Here is a 22,316-nt window from a genome sequence, read left to right on the forward strand (position 1 = left end):
CTTGCCGGGGGGCCGCGTCGAGTGATAGCCGCGCCGCGGCCTGTCCTCGTCACTGCCGGTCCTTCATCGTCTTGGAAGCTCCCATGCCCGATCCCGTCGACGGACTCCTCGCGATCCTCGACCTGGAACGCCTGGAAACCGACCTGTTCCGCGGCGTCTCGCCGCCGATCGGATGGCCGCGGGTGTTCGGTGGGCAGGTGGTGGCCCAGAGCCTCGTGGCCGCCTCGCGCACGGTGATCTCGGCGCGGGTGCCGCACTCGATGCATGCCTATTTCCTTCTCGGCGGCGACCCGGCGGTGCCGATCGTCTACGAGGTCGAGCGCATCCGCGACGGCGGCAGCTTCACCACGCGGCGCGTCAAGGCGATCCAGAAGGGCCGGGCGATCTTCGCCATGTCGGTCTCGTTCCACGAGCCGGAGGACGGCTTCGACCATGCCGCCGAGCGGCCCGACGTGCCGGGCCCCGACGCGCTCACCGATGCCCGGACGCTCGCGCAGGCCGAAGGCAGCATCGTGCCCGCGCCGATGCTCGCCTACTTCACCCAGGCCTGGCCGATCGAACTGCGCCCGGTCGAGACCGACCGCTACCGCGACCGCACCCCGCGGCCGGGGCGCTACCATGTCTGGATGCGCACCACGAAGGCGCTGCCGGACGATCCGGCGCTGCACCGCGCCGTGCTGGCCTACGCGTCCGACATGACGCTGCTCGACGCCACGCTGATCCCGCACGGCCGCACCGTGTTCGATACGGACATCCAGTCGGCGAGCCTGGACCACGCCCTGTGGTTCCACCGGCCGTTCCGGGCCGATTCCTGGCTGCTCTATTCGCAGGACACGCCGAGCGCCTCCGGGGCCCGGGGGTTCGCGCGGGGCACCCTGCACGACGAGGCGGGGAATCTCGTCGCCTCCGTCGCCCAGGAAGGGCTGATCCGCCGACGCCGCTGAATCCTTTCCGGCGAAACGCCGGCGGTGCCGTCGCGACCGCGGAATGCCGGCGCCCAGCGGGATTTTGCGCAGCATCCGAAGAACGCTCATCTTGGAGGCGTTTCAGCGCCGATCGGAGCGCGGCCGCATGTTTTGCGGCCGAAATTGCCTCTGTGATCGCCCGTATGCCTAAATCGAGGGCACGGCGGATCCGGCAGCTGCCCGCCCGGCGCGCGATCCGCGCTCAGCCCTTGGGCAGAAACGCCAGATCGAAAATGGTTCCGCTTGGCATGGTCCTTGAATGAAGGCGCCCGGCTGCAGGGTCATCCCGACTTCTGCGAGCCGGTGGGTCTCGGCCGGTGCGCGGCCGGCACGAACGAACAATCAGGGGGCGCCGCCCATGAAAATCGTGATGGCGATCATCAAGCCGTTCAAGTTGGAGGAGGTCCGCGACGCCCTGACCGGGATCGGGGTCCACGGCCTGACCGTGACCGAGGTCAAGGGCTACGGCCGGCAGAAGGGTCATACCGAGATTTACCGCGGCGCCGAATACGCCGTGAGCTTCCTGCCCAAGCTGAAGATCGAGGTGGCGGTGGCCGGCGACCTCGTCACTAGCGTCATCGACGCCATCGCGGGCGCCGCCCGCACCGGCCAGATCGGCGACGGCAAGATCTTCGTCATGCCGCTGGAGAAGGCCGTCCGCATCCGCACCGGCGAGACCGACGTCGACGCCCTCTAGAGCCTCACGCGCTTCGTCGGCCCGCGCGGCCGCCTGAGAAGAACATTTCGCAACGCTCTCGCAGAACGCGATCAGGAGCTTCCCGTCCCATGAAACTTCGTACCCTTCTCGCGCTCGGGCTGGGAGGGGCCGCACTCGGCCTCCTCCTCGTCGAGCCGTCGCTGGCCCAGACTCCCGCTCCCGAGGCCGTTCCGGCCGCCGCGGCCGCCGCGCCCGTCCCGAACAAGGGCGACACCGCCTGGATGCTGCTCTCCTCGGTCCTCGTCCTGCTGATGACGGTGCCGGGCCTCGCGCTGTTCTACGGCGGCCTCGTGCGCACCAAGAACATGCTCTCGGTGCTGACCCAGGTCTTCGCCATCGCCTCGATCGTCTGCCTCCTGTGGGTCGCCTACGGCTACAGCCTCGCCTTCACCAACGGCGGCGGCCTCAACGACTTCATCGGCGGCTTCTCCAAGGCCTTCCTTAAGGGGGTCGACGCCAACTCGGTCGCGGCCACCTTCTCCAACGGTGTCGTGATCCCCGAATACGTCTACATCTGCTTCCAGATGACGTTCGCGATGATCACCCCCGGCCTCATCGTCGGCGCCTTCGCCGAGCGGATGAAGTTCTCGGCGCTGATCGTGTTCACGATCCTCTGGGTCACGCTGATCTACTTCCCGATGGCCCACATGGTCTGGTACTGGGGTGGCCCGGACGTGTTCGCCGAGGCCGCGAAGAAGCTCGCCGCCGCCGGTGGCGCCGCCAACGCCGCCGCCCAGGCCGAGTACGACGCGACGCTCGCCGACGCCGGCCTGCTGTTCAAGTGGGGCGCCCTCGACTTCGCCGGCGGCACCGTCGTGCACATCAACGCGGGTATCGCCGGCCTCGTCGGCTGCCTGATGCTCGGCAAGCGCATCGGCTACGGCCGCGACCTGCTCGCCCCGCACTCGCTGACCATGACCACCATCGGCGCCTCGCTGCTCTGGGTGGGTTGGTTCGGCTTCAACGCCGGCTCGAACCTCGAGGCCAACGGCACCACCACGCTCGCCATGATCAACACCTTCGTGGCCACCGCCGCCGCCGCCGTGTCCTGGCTGTTCGTCGAGTGGGCCGCCAAGGGTAAGCCGTCGCTGCTCGGCATGCTCTCGGGCGCCATCGCCGGCCTCGTCGCCGTCACCCCGGCCGCGGGCTTCGCCGGCCCGATGGGCTCGATCGTCCTCGGCCTCGTCGCCGGTGCCGCCTGCTTCGTGATGTGCTCGACCGTCAAGAACGCGCTCGGCTACGACGACTCCCTCGACGTGTTCGGCGTCCACTGCGTCGGCGGCATCCTCGGCGCGCTCGCCACCGGCATCCTGGTCTCGCCCGATCTCGGCGGCGCCGGCATCCCGGACTACACCACCAAGCCCGGCGAGCTGGTGCTCGGCGCCTACGACATGACCGCCCAGCTCATCACCCAGGCCAAGGCGGTCGGCTTCACCATCCTGTGGTCGGGCATCGGCTCGGCGATCCTCTACAAGCTCGTCGACCTGACGATCGGCCTGCGCGTCACGCAGGAAGAGGAGCGCGAGGGCCTCGACATCGCCGATCACGGCGAGCGCGCCTACAACTACTGATCGTCCGATCGGACCGAGCCTCGTCCCGAGCCTCCCGCTCGGGACGAGGCCAGTCGAAGAGGGCCCCGGCGCATCCCGCGCCGGGGCCCTTCGCGTTCGGGGGAGAGCCGTCGGCGAGACGGCGGTGCCGGGCGCGCGGGGGGGGGGCAGCTGTCGTCGGCAGGCCGACGCTCGAGGCCTCGGCCTCGCATCGATTTGATTCGACGGGCCGGCGGTCACACTCCAGGCCGATGCGCCAAGTCTTGTGGGACTTATGGTAGTCGGGAGGCAGGACGGTTCAGAGCTGTCGTTCCGGCGGCTGCCACAGATGTGGTTCCACGGCAACAGTTCCGTGGCATCGCCGAAGCTCGGCCGCAATTGCCTATGTTTTGGGCAGTTGCCTCAATCTTCGTTTTGCGATGCACCGCCGTCTTCGGCACCTTGGCCGTATCAACGAACCGGGGCTGAACGCGATGACCGTCCGACTGACACTTAAGGCCTCCGTGGCCGCACTGGCCGCCTTCACGGGCGGCTCGGCGCTCGCCGCCGACCTCCCGGCGAAGGTGCCGCCGGTCATCGCCGTCGAGCATTGCAAGGCCGCGATTTCGACCCCGGCCTTCGGCGGCCTGATCAAAGCGAACCCGAACCCGGCCTGCTTCACCACCGGCATCGGCGACATCTATGTCGGCGGCGCGATCACCGGCTTCGCCTACACCCAGACCAACGCCTTCGGCATCCTCTCCCCCGGCGGCGAGCAGGACCGTTACGGCCGCGTCGACTTCTCGAACCTCCAGGCCTGGATCCAGAAGGCCGACGGCCCGCTCCAGTTCTACGTCCATACCGGCCTGTACTCAATCCCGGCGCTCGGTCTCCCGCTCTACTCCTCGTTCGAGCAGACCGAGTCGCTGTTCGGCCCGGTCCCGGTCGCCTACGGCAAGTGGCAGATCAACGACGAGTGGTCGATCCAGGGCGGCCGGATGTTCACCAACATCGGCTCCGAGCTGCTGTTCTCCTACCAGAACCTGAACATCTCCCGCGGCCTGGTGTTCAACCAGGAGAACTTCATCAACCAGGGCGTCCAGGTGAACTACGCCAGCGGCCCGTGGGCGGCGTCGCTGTCGGTCAACGACGGCTTCTACTCGGGCCAGCTCAACTGGGTGACCGGCCTCATCACCTACAAGATCGACGATTCGAACACGATCGGCGTCAACGGCGGTACTCACTTCGCCGACTTCGACTCCTCGACCCGCAGCCCGCGGTTCCAGTTCGCGACCATCAACTCGCTGCAGAACAGCAGCATCGTCAGCGTCAACTGGACCTACGCCAATGGCCCGTGGATCGTGACGCCGTACTTCCAGTACACCAACGTCGCCTCCAAGCCGAACTACTTCTCCCCGATCGTCGGCGCCGAGACCTACGGCGGCGCGCTGCTCGCGGGCTACTCGTTCAACGAGAACTTCGGCCTCGCCGGCCGCGTCGAGTACATCAAGCAGTCCGGCACCCGCGGCGACTTCGCCGGCATCAGCGCCACCAACGTGCTCTACGGCCCGGGCAGCTCGGCCTTCTCGTTCACGATCACCCCGACCTTCACCTGGGACCGCTACTTCATCCGCGGCGAGTTCGCGACGGTGCAGGCCTACGACGTCGCCAAGGATTTCGGGCTCGGCTTCGGCTCCGGCTTCGGCCGCAACGGCCTCAAGAACTCGCAGGAGCGCTACCTGCTCGAGACCGGCTTCACCTTCTGATCGCGTATTCCGTCGGCGATGCCTGATCGGCATCGACGGCGGCCCCCGCGACGGCGGGGCGGCGGGCGTCCGCCGGGCGCATGGAAGCCGATCGCAGATCGGGTTCCATGCACATGAAGAGACGAAGATCGAAGCCCCGGATCATGTCCGGGGCTTCTTTCGTTTCCGGGAGCGTTTGCTTAGCCCGCCGTTAACGGGGTCGCGTTAGCCTTACCGTACCGTTGCCATTGGTCCGGTAGTTTGCATGCGTTCCCTTCGCCGCTCCGCGTCGCCCTACGATACGTTCGTCGACAGCCTGCGGCCGTTCCTGGCCAAGCGGCTGACGGAGTGCGGCGGCCTCATCCTGTTTGCCGGCGCCGTCGCCCTGATCGTCGCGCTGGCGACGTGGTCGATCGACGATCCGAGCCTCAACCACGCCACCGACCACCGGGCGCACAACGTGCTCGGCCGCGCGGGCGCCGTGGTGGCCGACCTGGCCATGCAACTCCTCGGCCTCGGCTCGATCGCGCTGGCGCTGCCGCCCGCCCTGTGGGGCATGCGGCTGATGCGCGAGCGCGACCTGCCGCATGGCGGCGTGCGCCTCGTCCTGTGGATCCTCGGCGTGCTCTGCGTCAGCGCGGTCGCAAGCGCCCTGCCGCCGACGGCGCGCTGGCCGCTGCCGACCGGGCTCGGCGGCGTGGCGGGCGATGCCCTGCTCGCCGGCACCCGGCGGCTGATCGGCCCGTTCGCGGCCTTTGCCGGCTTCGCCTTCGCCGCGATCGCGATCCTGAGCCTCACCGCCGCCTGCCGCGTCGCCAAGCCCGACCCGGAGGACGAGGAGGAGGTCGCCTACAGCCCGGCCCGCCCGGTCTCCCGCCCGCCCTCCCGCGCCTACGAAGAGCGCCACGATGCCGACGAGCCGAGCCTCGGCATCCTTTCCCTCGGTGCGCTCGCCCATGCGGTGATGCGCGGTCGCGCGTCGCTGCGCGACCGGGTGGAGGCCTGGAAGGCGCCGGCGGACGGTCGTGACGGGCTCGCCTATGCCGGTGCTTCGCCCGCGCTCGCGGCCCGCCGCGCCTTCGAGGACGAGGAAGCCCCCTGGGCGGCCCATGCCCCGGCGCGTCCCGCTGCCGCCCGCCGCGAGCCCGTGTTCGACAACGAGGAGATCGACGCGGACGAGGCGCCGCCCGCCGTGCCCCTCGCCCGCGCCGCCGCGCCGCCGCGCCCGGCCGCGATCCTCGAGGACGACGAGGCGGCCGAGACCGAGGCCCCGGTCTCGCGCGTGTCGCGGCCCGCGCCCCAGCCGCAGCCGGCCCGGCCGCGTCCGGCCCCCGAATTCCGCCCCGAGCCCGGCGCCTACCAGCACCCGGCCCTCGAACTGCTGGCCCGTCCGCGCGAGGCGGCGCCGGGCTCCGAGGTCTCGGCCGAGGCGCTGGAGCAGAACGCCACCATGCTGGAGGCCACCCTCCAGGATTTCGGCGTGCGCGGCGACATCCTCGCCGTGCGCCCCGGCCCGGTCGTCACCCTCTACGAGCTGGAGCCGGCTCCGGGCACCAAATCCTCGCGCGTGATCGCGCTCGCCGACGACATCGCCCGCTCGATGGCCGCCGTCTCCGCCCGCGTCGCCGTGGTGCCGGGCCGCAACGCCATCGGCATCGAGCTGCCGAACATGAAGCGCGAGACGGTCTTTTTGCGCGAATTGCTCGCCTCGTCCGACTTCGCCGAAACTAAGCACAAGCTCGCTTTGTGTCTGGGCAAGAACATCGGCGGCGAGCCGATCATCGCCGACCTCGCCCGGATGCCGCACCTGCTGGTGGCCGGCACCACGGGCTCGGGCAAGTCGGTCGCCATCAACACCATGATCCTGTCGCTGCTCTACCGGCTCAAGCCCGAAGAGTGCCGCCTGATCATGGTCGATCCCAAGATGCTGGAACTGTCGGTCTACGACGGCATCCCGCACCTCCTCTCCCCCGTCGTCACCGACCCCAAGAAGGCGGTCATCGCCCTCAAATGGGCCGTGCGCGAGATGGAGGAGCGCTACAAGAAGATGTCCAAGATCAGCGTGCGCAACATCGACGGCTACAATGCCCGCATGAAGGAAGCCCGCAACCGCGGCGAGACCATCACCCGCACGGTCCAGACCGGCTTCGACCGCACCACCGGCGAGGCGGTCTACGAGGACCAGGACATGGACCTCAACCCCCTCCCCTACATCGTCATCGTGGTCGACGAGATGGCCGACCTGATGATGGTGGCCGGCAAGGACATCGAGGGCGCGATCCAGCGTCTCGCCCAGATGGCGCGCGCGGCGGGCATCCACCTGATCATGGCGACGCAGCGTCCCTCGGTCGATGTCATCACCGGCACGATCAAGGCGAACTTCCCGACCCGGATGAGCTTCCAGGTCACCTCGAAGATCGATTCGCGCACGATCCTGGGCGAGATGGGCGCCGAGCAGCTGCTCGGTCAGGGCGACATGCTGTTCATGGCGGGTGGTGGCCGCACCACCCGCGTCCACGGCCCGTTCTGCTCGGATTCGGAAGTCGAGAGCGTGGTCGCCCATCTCAAGCGCCAGGGCCGGCCCTCGTATCTCGAAGCCGTCACCGCGGACGAGAGCGAACTGCCTTCGGGCGGTGCGGCGGCGGCCTCCGCGGACGGCGCGGTGTTCGATGCCGGCCAGTTCGGCGGCTCCGAGGGCGGCGATCTCTACGAGCAGGCGGTCGCAGTGGTGATGCGCGACAAGAAGGCCTCGACCTCCTACATCCAGCGCCGCCTCCAGATCGGCTACAACCGCGCCGCCTCGCTGATGGAGCGGATGGAGACCGAAGGCCTCGTCGGCCCCGCCAACCACGCGGGCAAGCGCGAGATCCTGGTCGAGCCGGAGGCGCAGGACTACTGACGCCGCATCGCGGCGAGCCCGAACACGAGAGCGACGCCGCAGGCCGTGGCGGCGGGGGAGGCCCAGCGCTCGGCGGCGCCCGCCAGCGCGGCGCCCGCGACGTCGCCGAGATTCATCGCCGCCATGAAGATCTGGAACTGCGTCGCCGACACGCCCTCCGCCCGGCTCGCCAGCACCACGGTGGGCTGGAGCGCGACGTAGAGGAGCGCCGGCACCACGCTCGCCAGCCCGAGGATGACCGGCCCGCCCCGCGCCTCGAACCCGCCCACGACGATCAGCGCGATGACGGCGAAGGCTGCGGCGCAGGCAAGGCACAGTCGTCGCAGGGCCGGGGCGGGGCCGATCCGATCGACGGCGAACCCGACGAGCCCGGCCCCCAGGGTGCCGCCGAGGAACGCCAGCAGCGCCTGCACCTGCGACAGCGCCCCGGCCTCCCAGCCATGGTCGCGCACCATCGCCACCGCGAAGGGCACCTGAAAGAGCGCCAGGACGAAATCGATCCCGAAGCACAGGGCCAGCAGCAGAAGCGCCGCGCGATGGCGGAAGGCGGCGAGGACCCGGACGACGCCCCGCCCATGCGCGGCCAGCACGCGGGGCGCTTCGGAGACGATCGAGCGCGGGGGCGGCCCGACCCACAGCAGCGCGTCGCCCGGCCGCTCGCGCACGAGGCCGGCGGCGAGCACGAGGGTGCTGGTGAGGGCCAGCAGCAAGCCGGCGGTGCCGGGGAGGCCGATCTCCGGCAGCAGCCAGCCGAACAGCGCCGCGCCGAGGGCGGAACCGGTGACGAAGCCGGCGCGGGTGCAGGCGCTGACGCGGCCGAGTTCGCCCTCCGGCACGTTGGCCACGATCATCCGGTCGGTCGCCGTGTCCGCGAGCGAGGCGCAGAGGCTGTGGAGCAGGAGCACCGCGCCGAGCACGCTCGGGTCCGGCCGCACGCCGAGGAACGGCAGCAGGCACAGCGCGATCTGGCCGCCGAACAGGCCGCGCACGAGCCAGACGCGGTGCGCCCCCATCGGATGCGGCGCGGCCCGGTCGAGCAGCGGCCCCCACAGCAGCGGCTGCAGCACCCAGGGCAGGCCGATCAGCGCCAGCAGCGAACCGACCGCGCCCGCGCCGTGACCGTCTGCGGCCAGATGGTTGGCGAGCGCCAGCGTCGCGAAGCCCGCTACCGTGCCCTGGTAGAGGTAGAGGCCGGCGAACAGCCCGACGCGCCAGCGCCGGGTCAGCAGGCTCGGTGCGCGCCCGAGTTGACCGGGCGCTTCACGGGACGACATTCGGGCGCTCTCCACCCGCACAGGGTGGCGGCGGGCCGCGCGCGCGGCAATGGGCGTTAAGCTGCCAGCACCGCCAGCACGCTGCGCCCGACTTCGCTCGCGGTGTAGCGGGTGCGCTGGGTCCGGGCGTCGCGCCCGGTCACGCTCACCAGCGTCTCGCCCGCGAGCGTCTCGACCGCCCGCAGCACCAGGGCGTGCTCGACGCCGAAGACGCGGGCGAAGCTCCGGCTGTCCTCCGCCAGTCCGAGATGGAGCCCGGCGAGGATGCCGGATTCCAAGAGGCTCAGTTCGGGGCGCAGCGCCGCAATGGTGTCGGTCGTCGCCAGAAACGTCTCGGCGTCGGCGGGAGGCGCGCTCATGCGGCCTGGGCTGCCGTGCCGCGGGCGCGGACCTGCACCAGCACAGATTTCGAGGTCGGGGTGTCCGAGAACTCGCCGAAGGCCGAGAGCGGCACCAGCACGTTGAGTTCCGGATAGTAGCCGGCGAGCGATCCGCGCGGCATGTCGAACGGCACGAGGCGGAAATCCTCCGCCAGACGCTCCACGCCGTCATCGGTGCCGACGCCGACGAGATCGACCCGCTCGCCGAAGCGGTCCTTCAGCGCGGCGAGATCATCCGGATGGGCGAAGACCACGCGCCGCTCGCCGTAGACGCCGCGGTAGCGATCATCCAGGCCGTAGACGGTGGTGTTGTACTGGTCGTGACTGCGGAACGTCTGGAGCACGAAGGTCTCAGCCAACGCGCTCGCGCGCTGGTGCTCGGTCGCCACCGGCAGCGGAAAGCTGGAGAAGTTGGCCCGGCCCGTCGCCGTCTCGAACACGCGCTCGGAGGCGAGGTTGCGCAGCATGAAGCCGCGGGGTTTTCGCACACGCGTGTTGAAGCCGGTGAAGCCCGGGATCGTCCGCTCGATCAGGTCGCGGATGCGGTCGTGATCGTCGGCCAGCGTGAGCCAGTCGATCCGCTCGGAACCGAGCGTGGCGGCGGCCATGCCGGCGATGATGGCGACCTCGGAGCGCAGATGCGGCGAGGCCGGCTTGTTGATGCCGCCCGAGCCGTGGACCATGCTCATCGAATCCTCGACGGTCACGATCTGGACCTTGCCCTGGCTGTTGCGGTCCACCTCGGTGCGGCCGAGGCAGGGCAGTACGTAGGAGACGCGGCCGGGGACGAGGTGCGAGTGGTTCAGCTTCGTCGCGATGTGGACGGTCAACTCGCAGCCGCTCAGTGCCTTGGCGACGAGCGGCGTATCGGGGGTGGCGCGCAAAAAGTTGCCGCCCAGCCCGATGAAGGCCTTCGACGAGCCGTCGAGCATCGCGCCGATGGCGCCGAGCACGTTGTGGCCGTGCTTGCGCGGCATGCCGAGCCCGAACTCGCGCTCCAGCGCCTCGATGAGAGCCAGCGGCGGCTTCTCGTTGATGCCGACGGTGCGGTCGCCCTGCACGTTGGAATGGCCGCGCACCGGGCACAGGCCGGTGCCGGGCCGCCCGACATGGCCGCGCAGGAACAGCACGTTGGCGATCTCGCGGATCGTCGCCACCGAGTGGCGGTGCTGCGTCACGCCCATCGCCCAGGTGGCGATCACCTTGTCGGCGTTGAGATAGACCTCGGCGGCGGCCTCGATCTCCGCGCGGGTCAGGCCGGACTGGTCGAGGATCGCGCTCCATTCCGTCGCCTCGACGGCGGCGCGGTACTCCTCGAAGGCCAGCGTATGGGTGGAGAGGAAGGCGTGATCGAGGAGCGAGGGCTTGCCCTCATTGAGCGCCGCCGCGTCGCGGGCGAAGACCACCTTGGCAATGCCGCGGAAGGCCGCCATGTCGCCGCCGGGCTTGGGCTGGAGATAGTGGCTGGCGATGGGGCGGCTCGCCCCGCGCAGCATCTCGACGCTGTTCTGCGGGTCGGCGAAACGCTCCAGGCCCCGCTCGCGCACGGGATTGAGCACGACGATCTGGGCGCCGCGCTCGGCGGCGCGGCGCAGGTCGCCCAGCATCCGCGGATGGTTGGTGCCGGGATTCTGCCCGACGACGAAGACCGCGTCGGCCTTCTCGAAGTCTTCGAGCAGCACCGTGCCCTTGCCGATGCCGATGGCCTGGACGAGCGCGATGCCGCTGGCCTCGTGGCACATGTTCGAGCAATCGGGGAAGTTGTTGGTGCCGTAGGTTCGGGCGAAGAGCTGGTAGAGGTAAGCCGCCTCGTTCGAGGCGCGGCCGGACGTGTAGAACTCGGCCCGGTCCGGGTTGCCGAGGCTGCGGAGCGTCGCGCCGATCTCGTCGAAGGCTTGCGTCCACTCCACCGGGCGATAGGTGTCGCTGGCCGCGTCGTAGCGCATCGGATGCGTCAGGCGGCCCTCGCTCTCGAGGGCGTAGTCGGTCCAGCCGCGCAGTTCCGAGACGGTGTGCTTGGCAAAGAAGCGCGGGGCGGCGCGCTTGTCGGTGGCCTCCCAGGACACCGCCTTCACGCCGTTCTCGCAGAACTCGAACGAGGAGCCGTGGGCCGGGTCGCCCCAGGCGCAGCCGGGACAGTCGAAGCCATCCGGCTGGTTGGCCGAGAGCAGGGCGCGGGCCCCGGAGAGCGGCGCACGGCTGCCGAGCAGGTGCTTGCCGCAGCTCTTCAGCGCGCCCCAGCCGCCTGCGGCGGAGGAGCGCTTGGGAAGGGATTGCGAACGGTCCATCGAGAGCCCGGTCTTCGCGTTATCGGAGAAATCGCCTCGCCCATCCGGTGCTTCGGCTCCGCACGGCGGAGCGATCTCGAATGTCGATGCCGCAAATTACCATCTCGCATTTGCGAGTGGATGAGCGGCGATTGCCGGGGGAGGCATGCTTCAGGCGCGGGCTAAGCCACCTTGTTCCGATGCATTGTTCATAATTCGAATAGCTAAAGGGCGCGGACGCGAGAAAACGACTGTGAATGGCTCGGCATTTTGCTGCAATGCAGGAAAATGCCGAGTGCGCGGAGCGGGGTCGGCCGCGATGGCCGCCCCTGTGATGAGACGGCTGATCAAGGCTCGACGGTTCCACCGCGCGCCGTCGTTGCGAGGCGGAGCGCGGATCGTCAGAGGCTTCGCGCGATGTCGGCTGCATCCCGCCCGACGGCCGGCGCGAGGCTTGTCAGTCGCTCCGCCCGGAGCCGATCGGCCAGACCGCGCTTGATCGTCCCGACGAGCCCCGGCCCCTCGTAGACGAGTGCCGAGTAGAGCTGGAGCAGGCGCGCGCCTGCGCGGATCTTGGTCCAGGCGGTCTCGGCCGAATCGATGCCGCCGACGCCGATCAGGGGAATGCGGTCGCCGACCCGCAAAAAGGTCTCGGCGAGAAGCCGGGTCGAGGCCGCGAAGAGGGGGCGGCCCGAGAGGCCGCCGGTCTCCTCGGCCAGCACCGTCTCGGCGAGCGTCGGGGGGCGGGCGATCGTGGTGTTGGAGACGACGAGGCCGTCGATGCCGCGGCGCAGAGCCGTGGCGCTCATGGCGTCGAGGCCGTCCAGCGCGATGTCGGGGGCGATCTTGAGGAGGATGGCCGGGCGGGCGCCGGAGGCGTCGCGGGCCGCGACGACGCGGGCCAGCAGGTCGTCGAGGAAGGCCTCGCCCTGGAGGTCGCGCAGGCCTGGCGTGTTGGGCGAGGAGACGTTGACGGTGAGGAAGGCGACGTGGGGCGCGAGCCGTGCGGTGCAGGCGACGTAGTCGGCGATCCGATCCGACGCGTCCTTGTTGGCGCCGATGTTGACGCCGACGATCCCCGGCCGTCCGGCGCGCGCCGCGAGCCGGTCGGCGACCGCGTCGAGGCCCTCGCTGTTGAGGCCGAAGCGGTTGATGACCGCCCGGTCGCGGGTGAGCCGAAACACCCGCGGGCGCGGATTGCCGGGCTGGGGCCGCGGCACCACGCCGCCGACCTCGACGAAGCCGAAGCCGAGGCCGAGCATTGCGTCGGCGACCCGCGCACCCTTGTCGAAGCCTGCCGCCAGCCCGACCGGATTGGGGAAGCGGCGGCCGAACAGCTCGACCGCGAGGGCGGCGTCGTCCGGCGCCGGACTGCGGGGCGGCAGCAGGCTCAGACCCCGCAGGGTGAGGTCGTGGGCGGTCTCGGCGTCCAGGCCGTGCAGGATCGGCCGCGCGAGGGGAAACAGCGCCTCGATCATCGGCCGGCGACCTCTTCGGGAAAAGAATCCGGGAAGATATGGCGCCCGTCCGCGCCGAGGGGCAGTTCCACGACCGAGCGTACGGCGCTCAAGGGCAGGGCGCCGTAGAGATGCGGGAACAGCGCGCCGCCGCGGGACGGCTCGAAGCGCAGGGCCTCGCCGAGATCGTCCGTCTCGACGGCGATGAGGAGCAGGTCGTCCTGGGCCGCGAAGTGGCGTGCGGCGGTCTCGGCCGCTTGGCTCGCGGTGGAGAAATGGATGTAGCCGTCGGCGAGATCGACCGGCGCGCCGCGAAATTCCCCTTGTGCCTCGGCTTCCCGCCAGAGCGGGCGCGGGCAGATCTTGTAGACGAGGGGCATGGGGCTCCTGCCGGATCCTTCGGACGGGGGAGCGATAAGGCGCACCCGCCGGCATCGCAACCGGCCGGAGCGGCGCCTTCACCCGCAGGCCTTGCGGTGCGACAGTGCCGGGTCGCCGCGGCCGTGATTGCAATCGATTCCGGCTGGTTCTAGTTTCCTATTGCTAGGCCGTCTGTCCCATTCGCAGGCGTGCCCGGGGGCCGAGGCCATGCTGTCGCACGAGCAGATCTGGGCTGCCATCGACCGTCTGGCCGAGCGCTACGGCTATTCCGCCTCGGGGCTCGCCCGCCGGGCCGGGCTCGACGCCACGAGCTTCAACCGCTCCAAGCGGATCGGACCGGACGGGCGCAAGCGCTGGCCCTCGACCGAATCGGTCTCGAAAGTGCTCGCCGCCACCGGCGCCAGCCTCGACGATTTTCTGCGCCTGATCGATTCCCGCGAGGGGCCGGTGCGCACCATGGTGCCGTTGATCGGCCTGACCCAGGCGGGCTCCGGCCGCCTCTTCACCGACGAGGGCATGCCGGCGGGTGGACCCGGCTGGGACGAGATCGAGTTCCCCGATCTCGGCGGGGACCGGGCCTTCGCCCTGGAAGTGCAGGGCGATTCGATGAGGCCGCTCTACCGCGACGGCGACGTGTTGATCGTCTCGCCCAGCGCCAGCGTGCGCAAGGGCGACCGGGTGGTGGCGCGGCTCACCAACGGCGAGGTGCTCGCCAAGGAACTGCGCCGCCGCACCGCCCGCACCGTCGAGCTGATCTCGCTCAACCCGGATTACGAGGACCGAACGGTGCCGCTGGCCGAGGTGAGCTGGATGGCCCGGGTGATGTGGGTGCGGCAGTAAGGAGGGCGCAGGTCGGCGCTACTGCCCGGCGATCCGGTGCGCCACGTCGAGGGCGATATGGCCCGAGAGCAGGCCCCAGCCGCAGGCGATCATCGTTGCGATCATCACGAACGGGATCGGGCGGCGCTCCAGCTTCCGCCCGCGCAGGGTGTTGCGCAGGATGATGAAGGGGGCGACGAAGGCCAGCATCGGCAGGGCCGCGAGCGTCGAGACGCCGCCGGCCTCCAGCAGGCGGAAACTCGCCCGCCGGTTGGTGGCGAATTCGAAGGCGCTCGCCATCAGCCCCGACAGCGCGAGACCGATCACGAGCGCCTGGAGGGATTCGATCGAGGACGGGCTCAGGGCCATGACGCGACGCTCCTTCTCAGGATGAGACGCGCACACTGACCGATCGTTTACGTCCTGTTAAGGAATACCTTTCCTCAACGTTAACGCCGCCCACAGCCTCGTGCCGGGGCGGCGCCGAAGCGCCCGTTCAGGCGTCTTCCTCGAGGTCGATGTCGAGGATCGCCATCCGGAAGGTGAAGGAATCGTCGCCGTCCTCCTTGTCGTCGGCGAGCACGCCGATCGACTCGTCGCCGATGAACACCTCGGCGGAATCGCCGGTCTTCATCGCGACCACGCGGATGTTGGCGTTGGCGAACTTGCGGCGCAGGTAACCCTGCAGCTTGGCGATCTCGGTCTTGTTCACGCCGTCGACCTTCTTGTTGGGGGGCGCCGCGCAGGGACGCGCGAGGCGCGGCGCGGGAATGACGGCGGCTTGCCAGATCGCGGGGGGGCAGGCAACCCGGGCGCCGCAGACGGCGGCCCGCGAATCGGCTAAGGCCGCGCGGCGCAGGATGCGCATCCCCGACACGCTTTCATGGAGGCGGAGCATGACCCAGGCAATCCGGCAGACGACCGACCGAGCCGCCGCGCGCCCGCTCCGCGGGTTCTCGGCCACGCCGAGACTTCCCACATGAAAGCACGGACGATTTGACGATCAGAACCATTCACCGCTTCTTCTCGGAAAGCGCATGGATTGAGGGTAGCGCCCTCGCTCAACTCGAAGACCTCACCCGAACCATCCCGGACCTCGTCGCGCTCGCCGCGATGCCCGACCTGCATCCGGGCAAGTACGGTCCCGTCGGCATGGGCCTGCTGGCGACCGATCTCCATCCGCCCCTGGTCGGGTCGGATATCGGCTGCGGCATGGGTCTATTCCGCACCGACCTGAAGCTGAAGAAGCTGCGCGCCGACAAGGTCGCCGAGCGTCTCAAGTCCCTCGACGCGCCTTGGGACGGAGACCGAACCGGGCGCATGGAGGCCGCCGGACTCGCGCCGACGCCCTACGATGTCGGCCTGGGCAGCATCGGCTCCGGCAACCACTTCTGCGAGCTGCAGGCCGTCCACGAGCTGCGGGACGAGGCGGCCTGCCGGGAGGCGGGGATCGATCCCGACCGGGTCCACCTTCTCGTCCATTCCGGCTCACGGGCGCTGGGCGCCTCGATCTTGGAAGCCCTGGTCCGGACGGAGGCCGGACCGCTCGCGCCGGGCTCGGAGGCGGGGCAGCTCTATCGCGCCGCCCACGACCACGCCGTCGCCTGGGCGCGGCTGAACCGGGCGATCATCGCCGAGCGGGCCGGCGAGGCCCTGCGCGGCGCGGTCGAGCCGATGGCCGACCTGCCCCACAACTTCCTGGAACCGACGGCGGGCGGCATCCTCCACCGGAAGGGGGCGGCTCCGGCCGATCGGGGATTGGTGCCGATCCCCGGCTCGCGGGAGACGCTCTCCTATCTCGTGCGCCCGCGCCCCGGAGCGAGCCCGGACGCTCTGGCCTGCCTCGCCCACGGCGCCGGCCGTAAGCACGACCGGGGCTCGATGCACGGCCGCATCGAGCGGGTGCGTTCGGTGCGGGAGGGGTTGAAGCGCAACCCCTTCGGCGGGCTCGTGGTCTGCGAGGACCGCAACCTGCTGATCGAGGAGGCGGGCGATGCCTACAAGGCGATCGACCGGGTGATCGACGACCTCGTTCGCTTCGGCCTGGTCGAAGTGGTGGCGACGTTCCGGCCGCTCGTCACCTTCAAGACGGGCTTGAGCGCGATCGGTCGGCGGGCGGGCGCACAGGAGAGGGGCCGATGAGCCTGCAACTCCTGATCACCAGCGGGCGCGGGCCGGCGGAATGCCGGATCGCGCTGGGCAAGGTCGTGCGGCTGCTGCGCGGCGAGGCGGAGGCGGTGGGCCTCGATCTGTGCGAGATCGCCGGCCCGGTCCATCCCCAGGGACACGGGCCGGCTTCGGTCGTGCTCGTCCTGAACGGGCCGGAGGCGGCGCGCGTCGCCGCCGCTTGGTCCGGGACGATCCAGTGGATCGCCCAGAGTCCCGTGCGCCCGCACCATCGGCGCAAGAACTGGTTCGTCTCGGTCTCGGCCCTGCCGCCGCTCCCGGCGGCCGAGGCGGTGCGGGCGCAGGATGTGCGGTTCGAGGCGTTTCGGGCGGGCGGCCCCGGCGGGCAGCACCAGAACACGACCGACAGCGCCGTGCGCGCCATCCACGGGCCGACGGGCCTGCGGGTCATCGCCCGGGAGGAGCGCTCGCAGCACCGCAACCGGGACATCGCCCTGAAGCGGCTCGCCGAACTCGTCGAGATCCGCGCCGCCCTGGAGCGGGGCGCCCTCCAGGACGAGGCGCAAAGGCGTCACGATGGCCTGGAGCGGGGTAACCCGGTCAGGGTCCTGCGCGGCGCTTGAGGCTGCGGCCCGCGGCCTGAGCGGATCGTGCCGGATGCCGTATCCGGCACGATCCGCCAGGGGCTCGTGCCGCATCGTCCTTTTCCCGAAAGCCGGAAATCACCTTGAGGGACGAGGCTCCGGAGCCGCGGGTCTGCGATCAGATCCCGCCGGCGATGTCCACGAACTCGCTCATTGCCACGAGCTGGTCCATGGAGCGGGCGGGCTCGGCGCAGCCGGCCGCGCCGACGACGCGGGCCGGCACGCCGACGACGGTGGTATGGGGCGGCACCGGGCGCAAAACCACGGAGCCGGCGGCCACACGGGCGCAGGCGCCGACCTCGATGTTGCCCAGGATCTTGGCGCCCGCGCCGATCATCACGCCGCGGCGGATCTTGGGGTGGCGGTCGCCGCCGTGCTTGCCGGTACCGCCGAGCGTCACCGCGTGCAGGATCGACACGTCGTCCTCGATCACCGCGGTCGAGCCGACCACGACGCCGGTGGCGTGGTCGAAGAACACGCCGCGGCCGATGCGGGCGGCGGGGTGGATGTCGGTCTGGAACACCTCCGACGAGCGGCTCTGGAGATAGAGGGCGAGGTCGCGCCGGCCCTGGTGCCAGTACCAATGGGCAAGGCGGTGGGCCTGGAGGGCGTGGAAGCCCTTGAAGTAGAGCAGCGGCTCGATCGCCCGGGTGGTCGCCGGGTCGCGGTCCATCACGGCGAGGATGTCGGCGCGCATGCTCTGGCCGATGGTGGGGTCGTCGTTCACCGCTTCGTAGAAGCCGTGGGCGACGAGTTCGGTCGAGAGCGAGGCGTGGCCGAGGCGCGCGGCGACGCGGTGGCCCACGGCCGCCTCCAGCGTCGGATGGTTGAGGATCGTGGCAACGAAGAAGGAGGCGAGCTGCGGCTCGTCGCGCAGGACCGCTTCGGCCTCGCTCCGGATCCGCGTCCAGACCGGATCGACGATGCCGGCGATCGCCTCGCGCCCGACCGGGCTGAGCGACGGACTGGCGGACATGCATTCCTCCTCGACGGAAGCGGGTTTTCGCGCAGGCGAGATCAAATGGCCTGTTCGGCGACTCGCTGAAGGACGATCGCTCTCGCCCGGACGGCGCCTGAGCGAGATCGATCCCTAACGCGGCGCGGCATGGTCGTACAGCTTGGGTCCGGGGCCGCCCGCATCAAGAGCCCGCGCGTGACAACCCCGCCATCGCTCACAGGAGGCACGGCCGGATATCCGGGGCGAAGGGGCGCCCGGCGCAGCGGCCTCGGTCGTGCCGAGGCCAAGACCGTTGGGACCTCGACTGAGAGCGTCGTCCTGGATATCGGATCCAGGACGATGCTCCCCGTTCTTGGGCCGCATCGTCTTTTTCCGAAAGCCGGAAACCACCTTTCGTGACGGTGCTCTAGGCCGCCGGCCGCTTGCCGCCGTTGTCGGTGCCGCTGAAGCGCGATTCGATCACCTCGATCAGACGCCCGGCCATCACGTCCACGGGCACGTCGGAGGTGTCCACCACGGCGGAGGCGCGGGCGTAGAGCGGCTCGCGGCTGAGCAGCACGGCGCGTAGATCCTCCAGCACCGAGGTCGGGTCGCCCTTGCCCTCGACATGGCCCTGATCGCGCACCCGCTGGAGATGCTCCTCGGGCCGCGCCTTCAGCCAAATGGTGTAGAACGAGGACAGCAGCAGATCGTAGGTCAGCGGCTCGGCGACGATGGAGCCGCCGGTGGCGAGCACCATGGGGCCGGGATGCTCGGCGAGCTGGCGCAGGGCCTTCTGCTCCAGGCGGCGATAGCCTTCCTGGCCGTAGATCGCGAAGATCTCGCCGACGGACAGGCCGTTCTCGCGCTCGATCTCGGTGTTCAGCTCGACGAAGCGCCAGCCGAGATGGGCCGCGGCCATGCGGCCGAGGGTCGACTTGCCGGCTCCGCGCAGGCCCACCACCGCCACGCGGCGGCGCACGACGCGTTTGTCGACGCTGGCCGAACCCGCAAGCGCCGACTTGGCGAGGGCGATCTGGTCGGCACTGGCCTGCTCCAGGAGATCGCGGACCACGCGCCAGTCGGAAGAGGTCTCCTGGGCCGCCACGAGGTCGTCGAGGCGCATGCCCATGGCGTTGGCCACGCGCCGCAGCAGGATGATCGAGACGTTGCCCTGGCCGCCCTCGAGCTGGGCGATGTAGCGCTCGGACAGGCCGGAGGTCTGGGAGAGCAGCTTGCGCGAGAGTCCGCGCACGGTCCGGGCATGGCGCACCCGCCGGCCCAGCTCGTTCAGGAACTCCGCCTCGTGTTGGGCCGCATCGGTCATGGCCTCAACCCACCTCTCGTCCGAATACCCGACTCATGGTCCGCTCCATGCGCCCGTAGACCGTGTGCCCAAACCGGTCGCGAATCCCGTGGCGAGGCCTGCCGCAATGCACAGGCCGAATCTCGCAGATGCAGCAAAGCGAGATTCCCATCTGGCGCGATGGCCATGCCTTCGCAACCCATAGCGCGGGCGTGGCATCCATGCGAACGCGGCGGTGGATAAAATATTTGATGGTTTCTCCCGCCTGACCGGAACCGACGAGGCCGGTCCCGGCGAGGGACCGCAGCCGATCGGAGAGCCCGATGCCTTCGAAGGGTAGCATCCGAAGGGATCCGACGCGAAGGCCCGCGACGGTGCGCCGCGCCGCTATCCAGACCGAGACGGGGGCAAGCGGCCTCCGGAGCAGGGCGCGGCAATAGGGGGCCTGCCCGGCGTCGCGAAGCCGGTGGGGGGCTCCCGCGCATCGGTGCCGGGTGGCCCGGCCGCATCGCCGGGGCGAGGACGGCCGAGTGCGCACGGCGAGCGGTCCGGCCTGAAGGGCAAGAGACAGACGTTTCACGGCGCCCCCGCACCGGCCGGCGCCCGCAGGGGCGGCCGCTCGCCTCCCGGCACGTCGCGGGGGAACTCGACTCGCACCGTCGTGCCCATTCCGGGCTCGCTCTCGACGGCGATGCGGCCCTGCAGCTTCACCGTGACGAGGTTGTGGACGATGTGCATCCCGAGCCCGGTGCTGCCGCGGGAGCGGGCGGTGGTGAAGAACGGATCGAAGATGCGTCCGAGATTCTCCGGCGGGATGCCGGCGCCGTCATCGGCGACCTCGATCCGTACGAGCGCGCCCGCAGCCTGGACCCGCACGACGATGCTGCCGGGAGCGGCGGACTTCCTCTCGGCGAAGCCGTGCACCACGGCGTTGGCGACGAGGTTGGTGACGACCTGCGCCAGCACGCCCGGATAGGTATCGACGGTGAGGCCCGGCGGGCAATCCGGATGGACGCGGTGGCCGCCCTTGCGCAGCATCGGCTGCAGGCTCGTCAGCAACTCGTCGAGCCACACGTCGAGGGCGAAGCTGCGGCGCTCGTCGCTCGCCCGATCCACGGCGACCTGCTTGAAGCCGTGGACGAGGTCGGCTGCACGGGTCAGGTTGGAGGCGAGGAGCTGGGCGCCCTCGCCGACGCGGTCGACGAAGTGGGTCAGGCGCGAGCGCGACAGGGTGCCGGCGGCCACCACCGCCTGGAAGGCTTTCGTCTCGTCGCGCACCAGCGTCGCCGTCGTCAGCGCGATGCCGAGCGGCGTGTTGATCTCGTGCGCCACGCCCGCCACCAGCTGGCCCAGGGAGGCGAGCTTTTCGGCGCGGATCAGGTCGTCCTGGGCCTGGCGCAGGTCCTGGAGCGCCGCGTCGGCCTGATCCTTGGCCCGGCGCAACGCCCGCTCGCGCCGGCCGATCTCGGTGACGAAGAAGTGGGTGGCCCGGGCGATGTCGCCGAGCTCGTCCGCCCTCCGCGTGCCGGAGAGCCCGGCCGCCTTCGGGTCGGCGGCCAGCGCGATCATGTCGCCCTGGAGCTGGCGCAACGGGACCAGGATCGACCGGGCGACGGCGAGGGCCACGACCGCGCCGATCAGCAGGCCGCCCGCCGCCCCGACGAGGAGGAGCTGGCGCAGGAACTCGCCGAAGCGGTCGGCATCCTCCAGGGCGATGTCGTTGAGGGCGTTGGCGCTGTCGCTCATCGCCTGGGCCAGGGCGTCCATCTCGGCGATCATCGCGTTCTGGCGCGTCACGCCCTCGACCGTCGTGGCGAGCCGGGTGCGCCAGCCGTCGATCGCCTCGATCATGTCGCCCTGGATCCGCGGCGGGATCGGCAGATGGGCCGCTCGGCCCGCGAGTCGCTCGCCCTCCGCCAGCAGGGCGCTCGCCTCCTGCGGATCGCGCCGGTTCAGGGCCTCGGCGGTGCGCTGGCCGAGCGTGAGCGCGCTGATGCCGATGTTCTGCGTCGCCTCGCCCGCCTCGTCGGCGGCGATCGCCTGGGCGAGGAGCCGTGTCACCTCGTCGTGCAACGCTCGCTGCTCCGACGAGACGACCGTGAGCAGATGTTCGATGCGCCGCGTCAGCGCTCCGTCCGTGTCCCGTCCATCTGTGCGGGCCGCGAGCAGCGGTGCCAGTGCCGCCGCATCGCCGTCCCGGCCCGACGCTTCCAGGGCTGCTATGAGATCGGCCCCGGCCCGGGCCAGACCGGGAGAGGGCGCATCGGCGGATTGGCCCGCGACGACGCGTGCCTCGGCAAGGTCGAGGCGCGTCAGGACGACCGATAGGGCGTTGATGCGCGCCACCGTCTCGCGGGCGGTGCGCAATCGCTCCACCTGCCGGGCCAGCGTCCGGGCGAGGTCGGCATTCGCATCCTGCTGGCGCAGCCGCGCCTGATCGGCCAACGCGATCAGCCGAGCCGTGCGCCGGACCATCTCGGCGACAAGGTCGTCGTTCTCGCGTGTCACGGCCGCCAGCGCCCGCATCCGCTCGGTCGAGCGGTCGAGCGTCCGTTGCGCCGAGGCGATCCGCTCGGCCTGGCCCCTGGTGCGGACATCGCTCTTCAGCGCGTCGAGGCCGCGCCGCGCATCGCCGGTGAGCGCGAAGAAGCGCGTCTCCCGCGCCGCGCGCTCGTCCGGGCGGGCCGCGACATAGGCCTCGCGCTCGGTCCGGGCGACGGTCAGATCGTGGTAGATGCGGACCGCGAGCAAGGCGCCGCTGCGGGCGCGCTGCTCCTGGGCCAGCAGCACCCAGCCCGCCGCCGCGATGGCCGCGGCGACCAGGATCGGGACACCGCCGACGAGGGCAATCTTCCGCCCGACCCGCAT

The 22,316-nt window shown here is 70.5% G+C and carries 19 protein-coding genes; 8 read left to right on the forward strand and 11 right to left on the reverse strand.

Annotated elements, in window-relative coordinates:
* Nucleotides 1-83 precede the first annotated feature (83 nt).
* The 4 genes from tesB (at nucleotide 84) to BM140_RS04525 (ending at nucleotide 4,978) form a co-directional block, all read left to right on the forward strand.
* Nucleotides 84-944, forward strand: a complete 861-nt coding sequence (gene tesB / locus BM140_RS04510; protein ID WP_091942407.1) for an acyl-CoA thioesterase II — start codon at nucleotides 84-86, stop codon at nucleotides 942-944.
* A gap of 379 nt (nucleotides 945-1,323) precedes the next feature.
* Complete coding sequence (locus tag BM140_RS04515) at nucleotides 1,324-1,662, forward strand: P-II family nitrogen regulator (RefSeq protein WP_091942409.1); 339 nt, start codon at nucleotides 1,324-1,326, stop codon at nucleotides 1,660-1,662.
* A gap of 89 nt (nucleotides 1,663-1,751) precedes the next feature.
* On the forward strand, nucleotides 1,752-3,254 hold the full coding sequence (locus tag BM140_RS04520; RefSeq protein ID WP_091942411.1) for an ammonium transporter: 1,503 nt from the start codon (nucleotides 1,752-1,754) through the stop codon (nucleotides 3,252-3,254).
* A 452-nt stretch (nucleotides 3,255-3,706) separates the two neighbouring features.
* Nucleotides 3,707-4,978 (forward strand): outer membrane beta-barrel protein, encoded by a 1,272-nt coding sequence (locus tag BM140_RS04525; RefSeq protein ID WP_091942413.1) that lies wholly within the window; start codon nucleotides 3,707-3,709, stop codon nucleotides 4,976-4,978.
* On the opposite strand, the gene BM140_RS25725 is transcribed toward BM140_RS04525, so the two are convergent.
* Nucleotides 4,968-5,123, reverse strand: coding sequence for a hypothetical protein (locus tag BM140_RS25725; protein ID WP_165616389.1), 156 nt, complete (start codon nucleotides 5,121-5,123; stop codon nucleotides 4,968-4,970). The two genes, BM140_RS04525 and BM140_RS25725, sit on opposite strands and share 11 nt — an antisense overlap.
* 99 nt (nucleotides 5,124-5,222) lie before the next feature.
* Between BM140_RS25725 and BM140_RS04530 the strand changes: the two genes are divergently transcribed.
* Nucleotides 5,223-7,856, forward strand: coding sequence for a DNA translocase FtsK (locus BM140_RS04530; RefSeq protein WP_091942415.1), 2,634 nt, complete (start codon nucleotides 5,223-5,225; stop codon nucleotides 7,854-7,856).
* Here BM140_RS04530 and BM140_RS04535 read toward each other — a convergent pair.
* The 5 genes from BM140_RS04535 to BM140_RS04555 form a co-directional block, all read right to left on the reverse strand.
* Complete coding sequence (locus BM140_RS04535) at nucleotides 7,850-9,130, reverse strand: MFS transporter (protein ID WP_091942417.1); 1,281 nt, start codon at nucleotides 9,128-9,130, stop codon at nucleotides 7,850-7,852. The two genes, BM140_RS04530 and BM140_RS04535, sit on opposite strands and share 7 nt — an antisense overlap.
* Before the next feature lie 56 nt (nucleotides 9,131-9,186).
* Nucleotides 9,187-9,489, reverse strand: a complete 303-nt coding sequence (locus BM140_RS04540; RefSeq protein WP_091942419.1) for a hypothetical protein — start codon at nucleotides 9,487-9,489, stop codon at nucleotides 9,187-9,189.
* Nucleotides 9,486-11,798, reverse strand: coding sequence for an FdhF/YdeP family oxidoreductase (locus tag BM140_RS04545; protein WP_091942421.1), 2,313 nt, complete (start codon nucleotides 11,796-11,798; stop codon nucleotides 9,486-9,488). Before BM140_RS04545 ends, BM140_RS04540 begins: the two co-directional genes overlap by 4 nt.
* A gap of 380 nt (nucleotides 11,799-12,178) precedes the next feature.
* Nucleotides 12,179-13,255, reverse strand: coding sequence for a quinone-dependent dihydroorotate dehydrogenase (locus BM140_RS04550; protein WP_091942422.1), 1,077 nt, complete (start codon nucleotides 13,253-13,255; stop codon nucleotides 12,179-12,181).
* Nucleotides 13,252-13,614, reverse strand: coding sequence for a DUF952 domain-containing protein (locus tag BM140_RS04555; protein WP_091942424.1), 363 nt, complete (start codon nucleotides 13,612-13,614; stop codon nucleotides 13,252-13,254). The genes BM140_RS04550 and BM140_RS04555 overlap by 4 nt, the downstream gene beginning before the upstream one ends.
* Before the next feature lie 208 nt (nucleotides 13,615-13,822).
* Here BM140_RS04555 and BM140_RS04560 point away from each other — a divergent pair, with 208 nt between their 5' ends.
* On the forward strand, nucleotides 13,823-14,455 hold the full coding sequence (locus BM140_RS04560) for a S24 family peptidase (RefSeq protein WP_091942426.1): 633 nt from the start codon (nucleotides 13,823-13,825) through the stop codon (nucleotides 14,453-14,455).
* An 18-nt stretch (nucleotides 14,456-14,473) separates the two neighbouring features.
* Here the strand turns inward: BM140_RS04560 and BM140_RS04565 are convergent, their stop codons facing one another.
* The gene (locus BM140_RS04565; RefSeq protein ID WP_091942428.1) at nucleotides 14,474-14,803 is read right to left on the reverse strand and encodes a DUF6949 family protein; all 330 of its coding nucleotides are present in this window, start codon (nucleotides 14,801-14,803) and stop codon (nucleotides 14,474-14,476) included.
* Between the two features lie 127 nt (nucleotides 14,804-14,930).
* Entirely contained in the window at nucleotides 14,931-15,146 is a 216-nt protein-coding gene (locus BM140_RS04570; protein ID WP_091942730.1) for a DUF3126 family protein, read from the reverse strand.
* 284 nt (nucleotides 15,147-15,430) lie between these two features.
* Here BM140_RS04570 and BM140_RS04575 point away from each other — a divergent pair, with 284 nt between their 5' ends.
* Both BM140_RS04575 and prfH read left to right on the forward strand, forming a co-directional pair.
* Nucleotides 15,431-16,576: an RNA ligase RtcB family protein gene (locus BM140_RS04575; RefSeq protein WP_091942430.1), complete on the forward strand. Its 1,146-nt coding sequence runs from the start codon at nucleotides 15,431-15,433 to the stop codon at nucleotides 16,574-16,576.
* The gene (prfH, locus tag BM140_RS04580; protein ID WP_091942432.1) at nucleotides 16,573-17,184 is read left to right on the forward strand and encodes a peptide chain release factor H; all 612 of its coding nucleotides are present in this window, start codon (nucleotides 16,573-16,575) and stop codon (nucleotides 17,182-17,184) included. The genes BM140_RS04575 and prfH overlap by 4 nt, the downstream gene beginning before the upstream one ends.
* Before the next feature lie 139 nt (nucleotides 17,185-17,323).
* Here prfH and cysE read toward each other — a convergent pair whose 3' ends face one another.
* The 3 genes from cysE to BM140_RS04595 all read right to left on the reverse strand — a co-directional run bounded on the left by cysE (nucleotide 17,324) and on the right by BM140_RS04595 (nucleotide 22,316).
* Nucleotides 17,324-18,181: a serine O-acetyltransferase gene (gene cysE, locus BM140_RS04585; protein WP_091942434.1), complete on the reverse strand. Its 858-nt coding sequence runs from the start codon at nucleotides 18,179-18,181 to the stop codon at nucleotides 17,324-17,326.
* A 388-nt stretch (nucleotides 18,182-18,569) separates the two neighbouring features.
* Complete coding sequence (locus tag BM140_RS04590) at nucleotides 18,570-19,469, reverse strand: helix-turn-helix transcriptional regulator (RefSeq protein ID WP_091942436.1); 900 nt, start codon at nucleotides 19,467-19,469, stop codon at nucleotides 18,570-18,572.
* Nucleotides 19,470-20,024: 555 nt separating this feature from the next.
* Entirely contained in the window at nucleotides 20,025-22,316 is a 2,292-nt protein-coding gene (locus BM140_RS04595) for a sensor histidine kinase (RefSeq protein WP_091942438.1), read from the reverse strand.

Origin of the sequence: Methylorubrum salsuginis, assembly GCF_900114375.1 — a bacterium.
Lineage (GTDB): Bacteria > Pseudomonadota > Alphaproteobacteria > Rhizobiales > Beijerinckiaceae > Methylobacterium > Methylobacterium salsuginis.